This is a genomic window from Ruegeria sp. CL7 (assembly GCF_056536445.1).
Map to the genome: position 1 here is coordinate 24,311 of NZ_JBQFPQ010000016.1, position 11,133 is coordinate 35,443.

Annotated in this window: 8 protein-coding genes; 4 read left to right on the plus strand and 4 right to left on the minus strand. The window is 59.4% G+C overall.

The genetic code is table 11. From position 1 onward, the window contains the following. Positions 1-29: 29 nt before the first annotated feature. The 4 genes from ACR0LI_RS20570 to ACR0LI_RS20585 all read right to left on the minus strand — a co-directional run bounded on the left by ACR0LI_RS20570 (position 30) and on the right by ACR0LI_RS20585 (position 6,409). Positions 30-1,028, minus strand: coding sequence for a hypothetical protein (locus ACR0LI_RS20570; RefSeq protein ID WP_480719169.1), 999 nt, complete (start codon positions 1,026-1,028; stop codon positions 30-32). Further along, positions 1,021-4,734: a hypothetical protein gene (locus ACR0LI_RS20575; RefSeq protein ID WP_480719170.1), complete on the minus strand. Its 3,714-nt coding sequence runs from the start codon at positions 4,732-4,734 to the stop codon at positions 1,021-1,023. Before ACR0LI_RS20575 ends, ACR0LI_RS20570 begins: the two co-directional genes overlap by 8 nt. Before the next feature lie 177 nt (positions 4,735-4,911). Further along, entirely contained in the window at positions 4,912-5,757 is an 846-nt protein-coding gene (locus tag ACR0LI_RS20580) for a Rossmann-like and DUF2520 domain-containing protein (protein ID WP_480488914.1), read from the minus strand. Positions 5,758-5,779: 22 nt separating this feature from the next. Further along, positions 5,780-6,409: a response regulator transcription factor gene (locus tag ACR0LI_RS20585; RefSeq protein ID WP_480719171.1), complete on the minus strand. Its 630-nt coding sequence runs from the start codon at positions 6,407-6,409 to the stop codon at positions 5,780-5,782. A 220-nt stretch (positions 6,410-6,629) separates the two neighbouring features. Here ACR0LI_RS20585 and ACR0LI_RS20590 point away from each other — a divergent pair, with 220 nt between their 5' ends. Genes ACR0LI_RS20590 through ACR0LI_RS20605 form a run of 4 tightly spaced genes read left to right on the plus strand, consistent with a single transcriptional unit; the run spans position 6,630 to position 10,941 of the window. Continuing rightward, positions 6,630-7,871 carry a pyridoxal-phosphate-dependent aminotransferase family protein gene (locus ACR0LI_RS20590; protein ID WP_480621733.1) on the plus strand — a complete coding sequence of 414 codons (1,242 nt, stop codon included), beginning with the start codon at positions 6,630-6,632 and terminating at the stop codon, positions 7,869-7,871. Between the two features lie 15 nt (positions 7,872-7,886). Continuing rightward, positions 7,887-9,083, plus strand: a complete 1,197-nt coding sequence (locus ACR0LI_RS20595; protein ID WP_480719172.1) for a malate--CoA ligase subunit beta — start codon at positions 7,887-7,889, stop codon at positions 9,081-9,083. Next, positions 9,083-9,970: a succinate--CoA ligase subunit alpha gene (gene sucD / locus ACR0LI_RS20600; RefSeq protein ID WP_480621731.1), complete on the plus strand. Its 888-nt coding sequence runs from the start codon at positions 9,083-9,085 to the stop codon at positions 9,968-9,970. Before ACR0LI_RS20595 ends, sucD begins: the two co-directional genes overlap by 1 nt. After that, entirely contained in the window at positions 9,970-10,941 is a 972-nt protein-coding gene (locus ACR0LI_RS20605; RefSeq protein ID WP_480719173.1) for a 2-hydroxyacid dehydrogenase, read from the plus strand. Before sucD ends, ACR0LI_RS20605 begins: the two co-directional genes overlap by 1 nt. The last annotated feature ends 192 nt before the right edge of the window (positions 10,942-11,133 follow it).

Sequence of the window (11,133 nt, forward strand, 5' to 3'; positions counted from 1 at the left end):
ATCACTTTCCTGCGTTTCAGGCAGCCGTGCTATGGCGCGGCGAACTCGCTTCCAGTCCAGACATTGTCCAGTTGATTGAAGACCGGTGAAGTAATGAGCATTTCTGCGGAATATAGCAGTTGCAGCTCATCCGCAAACCGCGTGACGCCCGGCACAAGCCCGGTGATGTTGCGCCATTCCGCCCAGGTTCCGGGATTTGACAGACTGTTCGGATTGCCGGGATCAGCGGGCTGGTGCCACCCGGCGGCGTTCAGCAGTGGTGTGAGCGCAAAGCGCGCATCATTGCTGTCGACTTCGGTACAGGCAGCGGCATCGCATTCCCAACTTGTCCAGTTCGCCGCCGCGATGGTTCCGGCGATCGGTGCGGCGGCGTCGATGACCCGAACCATAACTTCGAACCCGCCACCAGCCGTCGGACGGCTGAGCGACAAAGGGTCTGTCGCCACGGCGTGCAAAGCCGCTGTTGGCGCCAGGCTGAGTGTACGACCGATCAGAGCCAGCTGCGCAGAGCCGTCTGTTGCGGGTGCAGACCCCGCAGCAGGCAGGACCCTGAAAGGTGTCAAAATCGGAACCGCGCCACCGCGGATCGTGATTTCCTGCACCGCATTGTCAAATGCCGGAACAAAGTCGCTACGGATCGTATAGGTCAACGGGAAGCTGGGTTGTTGTGGCCCCGCAGGTCGGGCACCGTCACGTGTGACAAAGGACAACGGTGGAACGGCACCGGGCTGTGGCAGCGAAATCTGCGGCCCTGCTATGCCCAGCGCCGCCGCGATCATGCGCGCGCGCTGTTCGGCCTCTCCATACTCGCTGAGCAGATTGATATAGCCTCCGATCTCGGTGATGTTGCGCGGGGCAGGGATGCGGGATGGTGCAATGTCGCCAGCGATGGCCAGCCTGTGGGCTATAACCTCTCGGGCGCGCTGAATCGCCGGGGAATTGGTGGTTTCAAGAATATTGATGATGGCCTCGGCAAGGCTTTCATCGATGCCCGGTTCGGGGGTTGCATTTGTGCTGGTGTCACTCATCGTCGTCCTCCGCAGGGGCGCTCAGGCCATTGAGGAAATCCAGTACGGATTGGCTGCCGGCCTTGGTTGCGCTGCCGTCATCCGCATCCGTATTGGCTTTGGTAAAGGCCCCGAAAAGCTTGGCCAGAAGCAACGTGTTGGAAGGATTGGCCAGAGCCGCAGCACCACCGGGGAAATCCTTGAACAGGTTTTGAACGAAACCGGCCCGGTTGCCATCCGGTTGCCCGCCAATCAGCGCAGAAACTCCCGAAGCGTTCTTGGCGATATCCTCAAACCCCTTGAGCTTTGCGGCATTGTCGGCAGCTGTCTTTTTCTTCTCGGCGGCTTGCTTTTTGGCTTCTTCCTCTTTGCGGGCCGCAGCGATCTCTTGCCCCTTGCCCGCAAGCTCAGTGGCCTTGCCGACAAGCTCTTTGGTCAGATCCGTCGCCGTGTCTATGGCTTTGTCCCGACCGGCGGCGACCGATTGCGTTTCAAGGGCCAGTTGCGCCTGCAACTCTTTCAGGCCCGTCAGATCGGTTCCCGCCCGTGCAAGATCAGGCGCGGCTTTGAGGATCTCGGCCAGTTGCGAAGTGGGCACGGCCTGGCCTGTACCAATGTCGCCACCGGCGATGGTGAGCGTGTTCGAAGGTTGATTGGCCGGCAGGTCTGATGGCGCACGGGTGCCAAAGATCGCATCGCTGTCCGCGGGCAGGACCGGCGTGTCGCCGACCGGGCGTGGCGTCGGGCTGTCCTGCCAGTTCCAGAAGCGGCGATGGTCGATCATCTCGCAGGAATTGCAGCGGCCCAGAACGGCCTCGCCCAACAGGCCCCTGGTCGGCAGCGAGATCGTGCGGCGCGGTGGTCGGAAGTCTTCGCGATGGAAGGCCAGCAGGCTGTCCTGAATGTCGCCGGTCCGCATCTCCATTCTGTCGGCCAGATCGGGCGGGATCGAGAACGGCATGATCATTGCATTGCCATAGAAGCCCAACACCTTGTTCTGGACCGTGCTGAGCAGCGATATCTCGCTTGAGGCGTCATCCAATCCGCCATCGGGCACGCCGATGGTGAAGCGTTCCAGCAGGATGGCCCGTTCCTCATCCGTCATACTGGCCCAGATCACGCGGGAATAGCGAACGGTGTCGGCAACGATATGCTGATACATTTCCTCGATCCGCCGCAGATCACGGCGTGACAACACATCCGGCACTTCCTGTACCGAATAGGGTAGGGTCGCAGGCAAAGCCTGGAATGTGTTGTCGTCGACGATGGTCTGTGCGTCCTCATTCATGCGCGCTTCGAACTCGCTGATCATCGGCGCGCCGACCAGATCGTCGAAATCCGAGCCTGAAATCGTCGTGTGAAGGCTCCGGTTGATGTTGCGCGTGGCGCGATCCAGATCATCCGCGTCCTCAAGGTTCGAGATATGTTCCCAAATGTTGAAGATGTTGATCGGGTCCGGGCCGGTATAGAATGAATAGGCAAAAGAGCCCGTCTGCCTGCGCAACTCGACGCGGGCGATGTCGGAACGTTCGACCGAGCGGGGCAACGCCACGGATCCGGTATAAGTCCGCCGGTTGGTTGGATCACGGCGCGCGTCAGCCAGCCGAACCAGCAGGTTTTCGCGTGTCTCGGCAGGCAAGTCATGCAGGTTGTCGATGTCGATCGGCGATCCGGTCAGGGGCACTGGCCCAACGCGGTCGCCATCCTGCGTGAAGATCACCGCGGATATGTCATCATTGGGCATGAAAGTGCCCTGCGCCTCGAAGCTGACGATGTCCTGCGCGACACCCGGAGCATTCTGCGGTGTCGCGTCCTTGTCCGCGTAAAACTCTTCCAACAGTTTGAGGGCGGTGCGGAATCTGCGACGGTTTCGGAACACGCGGCGGAACACGTCTGCGTGGCGCAGGATCACCTTGTACCGGCTCAGCAATCCGGACCGGCTGACATTGCCCGGCAATTGATCGCCTTGCCCCAGACGGCGAAAGCGGATGAGCTGCATGGGAACGAAGACGACCAATTGAACGCCTTCGATCCGCGTTTCCAGGGAAAAGTCGCGCAGAACCTCGAACCATTGCATCGTCATTGCATGACAGTGGTTGCGGTTGGCCACGAATTTTGTCGTCGCCGTCCGCCGATCACTTGCCGTGGCTGTACGAACGCTTGTTCGGGCCGAACTTCGCTTGACCGAAGCGGCCCGTTCCAGCGCGGCCGAGAATGTCTCGTGCGTGTCTGACAGAAAATCGCGTGACGTGTTCTGCGTGTTGGACGAACTGCCTGACGAGTTGGAGCTGGAACGGGCGCCGCTGAAACCGACCCCGCCCACTATGGCCCCGATGCCGCCAAACAGACCGCCACCAATGCCGCCGGCGCCCCCGAAGCTTTTTGTGGACGCCGTGGTCGAGAAAGAGGATGTTCCACGGATCACTTCGTCCAATGCGGTTTCGAATGTGCTGTCGAAAGAGGTGTCGCGCGCCTCTTCGAATTCCTGTTGTTCCTCGAAGGTCAGGCTTTCGCGTTCGCGCACGGTCAGGGTTTCGCGCTGTTCCGACACGACGATCCGTTGCTCTTCGCCCGGGGCAAGCGGCAGGGAATAGACCAGACGCCCCAATGACATTCCGGCGTGAACGGCGGTTGAACGCATCTTGGCGATATAGCCAAGCGCCAGGCTGGAAGCTTTTGGCACATCCTGCGGGCGCTGTTCCAGATCTTCGAAAAAATCCTCGATATCAATGGGTTCGTCAATCGGTATCCGATCGCGGAAATCCCAGTCTCCGCCGTCATTGTTGAATGCGCTCAACAGTGTTTCGGCAGAAAGATTGGCCTGTGCAAAGGTGCCGCCCGGAATTGTCGTGACAAAGCGATTGCCGCCAACAGGGCGGGTGCGAACGATGTTTTTCGGCCCGACAAGCGGGTCGATCAACCGGTAAAGAACCGAATAACGCCGCCGCGAAACCGTGCCTCCTTCGGTTCGGTATTCCGAAGCGCAATCACCTTCGCCCAGAACGATTGGGGCCTGCGTGCCGGTGAAGTCGGATATGTTTTCTTCCGCATCCTCAGGATCCACCGGCAGAATATCGGCAAGCTCACCCAGGATCGAGCGCTGCAAAGGGAGGATGGTGCGATCCAGCACCACGAGGCCCAATTCGCCATCCATTGCATCAATGCGCGGCACTGCCTCGGTCAGAGTGGTGTTCTGCCCGCGGATCCGCAATCTGAGGCCATTTTGCGGCAGGCGCAGATTGGGCAGATCAAGCGAAAACAGGCCCCGCGCATCCGTTACGGCGGCTTTTACAGCCCATGGAAAATCCGCGTTGTCGATGCCTTCACTAGCGGTAAAGGTTGGGCGCAGCGCTTCAACGATTACCCGCTCGGCAGGGGTGCCATCGGGATTGATCAGTTCACCGCGCAGTTTCGGGGCAAGGGTTGGGACGACAGCGCCCAGAAACCCGTCGGCCAGATCCTTGCGTATGGTTTCAAGCTGACGAAAGACGGCACCGGTGGACTGAACGCGCTGATCGACCAGATCGTTGATCACCTCAGCAGACAGGTCAATGCCGACACCACGGCGCAGCGCCTTGAGCTTCTCGGCTTCGACGCGCCTGAGATCGTCAAGGCTGTCAGCCGTAAAACCGGCCGATCCCGAGAGTTCCGCCGAGATCGTGGGATTGGGTCGAGAGGTCGGAAGGGACAGCGTAATGCGCGGGGGCTCACTGCTGGAGTCGGACATGAAGTCACCTCGTAGGAAAGCGCTGCAAGAAACTGAGTGCCGGGAAAAATCAAATCTCGAAAGTTGACCCAACGTAACATGTTTCAGGGATTCGCAAAAGAAAGGCCCGGGCCCGCCTTTTCCGCGACGCGTTTCGAACGCAGGATCCAAAATGCCTTGCAGCAATGGATCTGGTGATTACTTCGTGAAACCGGTTGCCTTCAGCTTCTGTGCCAGCAGGCTCATATGCTTGTAAATTTCACCTGCATCGCGGTGCCACGCCGCTACATCCGCGCCCTGCTGGGCAACGACCTCTGCGTCCCCTCTTGCCGCCGGACCGGTCAGGGCAGATTGCGGGCCAAGAAGGTTGACGTTTTCGACTGTGCTGCTCAACAAACCAGCGTTGAGCTTGCGGGCAGTTTCGTCCGGCACGCCGGCCTCGGCCCACGCTTCGCGGGCGATGGCCTGCAAGACAACGGCGAAGTTGTTCGATATCACAGCGGCTGCATGATACAGGCTTTTGCTTTCAGACCGGATGGGAAAACAGGTGGTTCCCAATCCTTCCAGAAGCTGCTGAATGAACGCTGTGGCGTCTTCATCGCCTTCCAACCCGCACAGCGCCTCTTTGAATTGCGCGGCAGCGGCCTGTGGATCGGCGAAAGACAGGACGGGATGAACGCTGGCCAGAGACCATGAGAGGCTTCGCAACGGCGCCAGGTGCTCGGCAGGAAAATAGCCGCTGCAATGGAAAGCCACTGAAGGCTTCCCGGTTTTTTCTTGGTTTTCGAACGCCTCTTTCAATTCGTAGGCCACCGCAGAAATTTGCGTGTCGGGTACTGAGAGGATCCACAGATCAGCTGGCCGCAGATCGGCATAGCTTGCGGCAACGCGCCCGGTTTTGGACAACTGGGCGGCTTCATTTGCCGACCGAAAGGATGTGCTCAGAATATCCTGGATCCGGCAGCCATCAGTGCCATCCAGAAGGCTGATCAGCGTTTTGCCAACCCGCCCGGCACCGACAACGTTAATTTTGATTTCAGTCATCTGGGCTCTCTGTTCTTGTCGTTTAGTCCGCCCCACGGTGGGACGAATAGAAAAACGCAATAGCTTGAGTTCTGTTTTTGACGTTCAGCTTCTCATAGATATTGGACAGGTGGAACTTGACCGTGTTGGTGGATATCTGAAGTTCCTTGGACAGTTCCCGGTTCGACATCCCCTGTGCCAGGGCCTCCAAAATGGCGCGTTCCTTGCGCGACAGGCTTTGAATCGGATCCTGTTTCATCTTCCGGACGTCGATGAACGGAAACACCATCTTGCCTGCTGCCACTTCGGCGCAGGTCTCAAGAAGGCCTTCGACCTCGCCCGAGCGGGCTGCAAATCCAGCGGCGCCCGCCTGCATCGCCAATCGCGGGACATCCCCAGAGGTATCGCCATAGATGACAAAGCGCGGTGCATCGGCCTGATCGCGCAGCACCTCGATCAGTTTGGCAGCGCCCAGGGCCGGAAGCGTCCAGTCCACGACACCGACCTGAACGGGTATCCGCATCACCGTTCCCAAAAACCCTTCTGCCGTTGCCGACGTGGCGACCAGAGAGAATCGGGGATCACGTTCGAAAATTTCCGACATGGCCGACAGAACCAGCGGGTTGCTGTCCGCAAGCATGATGTCGATGGGTTTGTCCGATATCTCAACCATATGATTTTGCCCATATTTTACAAAATACTACCCAAAAGGGTGGGGTAGATTTCGGTATACCGTCGTATTTTTGCCAAAACGGGTAGGTAATTACCCACACTATTAGCCATCCAAAAGCAGTAGTAAGTTACGTTGCGCCATCCGGCAAGCTCGCGTTTTCTGACCGGTATCTTGAACCATCAGGCCGCAATACCCGGCCAACAGCCGAGGATGTCAGACCATGACCTTTCAGATTTTCCCTCCGCTCGAAATTCCCGAGACCCTTGCCGCAGGGCCGGGGCCGGGCAATACGGATGTGCGTGTCCTGAAAGCCTTCGCCGGCGCAGGGGTCGCCGATCACATGCAAGGCGATGTCCTCAGGGGCATGATCGAATGCAAGCACATGCTGCGGAAAATCTGGGGCACCCGGAACGCTTACACCTTCGCCGTCGCGGGCACCGGATGGAGCGCGCTGGACGCCATGTTCTCGGCCGTCATGCCCGGTGACAAGGTTGTTGCATTCACCAACGGCACATTCTCGGGGATCGACGCGTTGACGCTGCGGATCAAGGCGGCAACGCCCGCCGAGCACGCAGCCAGCCCGCTTGACCCACAGGCGGCGAGTGTCACGGTAGTCGAGGTTCCACATGGCCAGCCGGTGACTGCTGAACTGATTGAAGCGACTCTGGCCGAGCACAAGCCGAAATGGGCCTTCATGGCGCATTGGGAAACCGGATCGGGCAGGGTGAACGATCTGCGCGGTTTCTCGGACGCATGTGAACGTCATGGCACCATGGGGCTGATCGATGCGGTCTCGTCACTGGGTGTCGAAGACTTTGCGATCGATGACTATCCGGGTGTGGCAGGCTGGGCATCTTGCCCGCAGAAAGGCCTGTGCTGCTTGCCGCTGACCTATGCCCCTGTCAGCTTTACCGATGTCTATATCGAGGCACTGAAATCCACAGGTGCTTATACCTATGTGCACAATCCGATCTTCGAGGCCCGCCACTGGGGCATCGTCGATGGGCAGGACGTGGAAAAGGGCACCTATCACCGGACCCATTCCGGATATGCGGTTGCGGCATTCCACGAGTCATTGCGTTTGACCTTGCAGGAAGGTCTGGCCAAGCGGTCGATGTCTTACCGGACGCATGAAAAGGTTCTTCGCGACGCGGTGACCGAGATGGGGTGCGAGGTCACCTCGGACATGCCCAGCCTGATCGTTCTCAACCTGCCTTCCGCGCTTTCTGGCCGCGAGATGGAACTGGTGCAGAACTGCCGCGCCCGCGGGTTTGGCATCTGGCCCACCTTGAGCGAACCGGTGCAGGTGCGCATCGGCATCCTAAATCAATTGAATCGCGAGGCCGTCAGCCGGATTGTGCGCCTGTTCGCCGAAGCCATTCGTGAGCTGGGGGGAGAGGTCGATCAAGACGCGATCGAAGCTCTGCTGGAAAGCCGTTACGGCACTTCAATAGCTGCTTAAACAGGAGCGCATCAGATGGATATCCACGAATACCAGGCGAAAGAAGTTCTTTCGAAATTCGGCGTCGACGTGCCCGCCGGCGCGCTTGCCTACAGTCCAGAACAGGCGGCCTATCGGGCGCGCGAACTGGGTGGCGACAAATGGATTGTCAAGGCGCAGGTCCATGCAGGCGGGCGCGGCAAGGCCGGAGGGGTCATGCTCTGCAACAGCGAAAACGAAATCTACAAGGCTTGCGATGATCTGTTCGGTCGCAAACTGGTGACGCATCAGACGGGTCCTGAAGGCAAAGGCATCTATCGTGTCTACGTCGAAGCCGCAGTGCCGATTGACCGGGAAATCTACCTTGGCTTTGTTCTGGATCGCTCCAGCCAGCGGGTGATGATCGTCGCCTCGTCCGAAGGCGGGATGGAGATCGAAGACATCTCGGCCGACCGCCCCGACAGCATTGTCAGGTCCATCGTTGAACCGGCTGTCGGGCTTCAGGAGTTTCAGGCCCGTGAAATCGCCTTCAATCTTGGGGTTGAAGCCAAACTGATCCAGCAAATGGTGCGGACGCTGCAGGGCTGTTATGCCGCCTTCAGCAATCTTGACGCCACGATGGTCGAAATCAATCCGCTGGTCATCACCGGTGACGACCGGGTGCTGGCGCTGGATGCCAAGATGAGCTTTGACGATAACGCTCTGTTCCGCCACCCGCAGATCGCCGAACTGCGCGACAAAAGCCAGGAAGACCCGCGCGAAAGCCGCGCTGCGGATCGCGGGCTGTCTTATGTCGGGCTTGACGGCAATATCGGTTGCATCGTCAACGGGGCCGGTCTGGCGATGGCCACCATGGACACGATCAAGCTGGCAGGCGGCGAGCCTGCAAATTTCCTCGACATCGGCGGTGGCGCGTCGCCTGAACGGGTGGCCAAGGCGTTCCGGCTGGTCCTGTCGGATGACAATGTTCAGGCCATTCTGGTCAACATCTTCGCCGGTATCAACCGCTGCGACTGGGTGGCTGAAGGAGTCGTTCAGGCGTTGAAGGAACTTGACCTCGATATTCCCGTCGTCGTGCGGCTGGCCGGCACTAATGTCGAAGAAGGCCAGAAAATTCTTGCCAAATCGGGCCTGCCGATCATTCGCGCCACGACGCTGATGGAGGCGGCAGAACGCGCTGTGGGCGCTTGGAAAAACGACCTTACTCAGGGCACCAAAATGAGGGTTGTGTAATGAGCATTCTTCTCGATCGTGACACGCGTGTCATCGTGCAGGGCATCACCGGGCGCATGGCGCGGTTCCACACCAAGGACATGTTGAACTATGGCACAAACGTGGTGGGTGGCGTCGTGCCCGGCAAGGGGGGCGAAACCGTCGAAGGCGTTCCGGTTTTTGACACCGTCAAACAGGCCGTCGAAGCCACCGGCGCCGATGCCAGCCTGGTCTTCGTACCGCCCCCGTTTGCGGCGGATTCCATCATGGAGGCCGCCGATGCGGGCATCCGCTATTGCGTTTGCATCACCGACGGCATTCCGGCACAGGACATGATCCGGGTGAAACGGTACATGTATCGCTATCCGAAAGAGAAACGCATGGTTCTGACCGGTCCGAACTGTGCCGGCACCATCTCGCCCGGAAAAGCTTTGTTGGGCATCATGCCGGGGCATATCTATCTTCCCGGACATGTGGGGATCATCGGCCGTTCGGGGACATTGGGATATGAGGCGGCGGCCCAGTTGAAAGAGCGCGGGATCGGCGTTTCGACCAGTGTCGGAATCGGGGGCGACCCGATCAACGGATCGTCATTCAAGGACATCCTTCAACGGTTTGAAGATGACGAAGACACGCATGTCATCGCCATGATTGGCGAAATCGGAGGCCCGCAGGAAGCGGAAGCCGCCGAATATATCCGCGACCACATCTCCAAACCGGTGATCGCCTATGTCGCCGGCCTGACCGCTCCGAAAGGCCGTACCATGGGGCACGCGGGGGCGATCATCTCGGCCTTCGGCGAAAGCGCCAGCGAAAAGGTCGAGATCCTGTCCGCCGCAGGTGTCACCGTGGCCGAAAACCCTGCCGTGATCGGTGAGACGATCGCCCGCGTGATGGAGGTTGCGTGATGGTCAAACCTTCGGTTCTGGTTACCCGTCGCTGGCCTGCTGCCGTCGAGGCGCAGCTGGCCGAGAACTACAACACCGTTTTGAATACCGGCGACAAACCCATGTCCCCGGCTGAAATCCGGCAAGCGTTGAAATCCTATGACGCCGTGCTGCCCACTGTAACGGACACGCTGAGCGCCGAGGCACTGGATGTGCCGGGTGTGCAGACAAAAATCCTTGCCAATTACGGCGTCGGCTACAGCCATATCTGCGAGCCGTCGGCACGCGAGTTGGGTATGACCGTGACCAACACGCCCGACGTTCTGTCTGAGTGCACCGCCGATATCGCCATGACGCTGCTTTTGATGGTGGCGCGTCGGGCGGGTGAGGGCGAACGCGAGCTGCGTGCAGGTCAGTGGACAGGATGGCGGCCCACGCATCTGGTCGGAACCAAGGTCAGCGGCAAGACACTGGGCATCATCGGATATGGCCGCATCGGACAGGAGATGGCCCGCCGTGCGCATCACGGGTTCGGCATGGACGTGCTGGTTTGCAACCGTAGCGCCGTATCGCCCGATGTTCTCGCCGAATGCAACGCAAGACAGGTGGACACCATTGATGACCTGCTGCCGCAATGTGACTTCGTTTCACTGCACTGTCCGGGCGGCGCAGCCAACCGCCATCTGATCAATTCGCGCAGACTTGGCCTGATGAAGCCTGACGCATTTCTGATCAACACCGCACGGGGCGAAGTGATCGATGAATGGGCGCTGATCCAGGCCTTGGTGTTCGACATGATCGGCGGCGCTGCATTGGACGTTTTCGATGGTGAACCGCGGGTCAGCCCGGACCTGTTGCAATGCGACAACCTCGTCATGCTTCCGCATCTGGGCAGCGCGACCCGCGAAGCGCGCGAAGCGATGGGGTTCCGGGTTCTCGACAATCTGAGCGATTTCTTCGACGGCCGCGAACCTCGGGACCGCGTGATCTGAGGCCACCTTCAAACTTCACGCAATGGCGTCCAACGCAGCCGTGGCTGCGTTGCGTTCCTCAATTAGGAGATATGACCAGTGAATGCCCCGCACCGTTCAGACGGATTTTTCACCCAGTCCCTTTCTGATCGTGATCCCGAGCTTTTTGGCTCGATCACGTCGGAACTGGGTCGTCAGCGCGACGAGATCGAG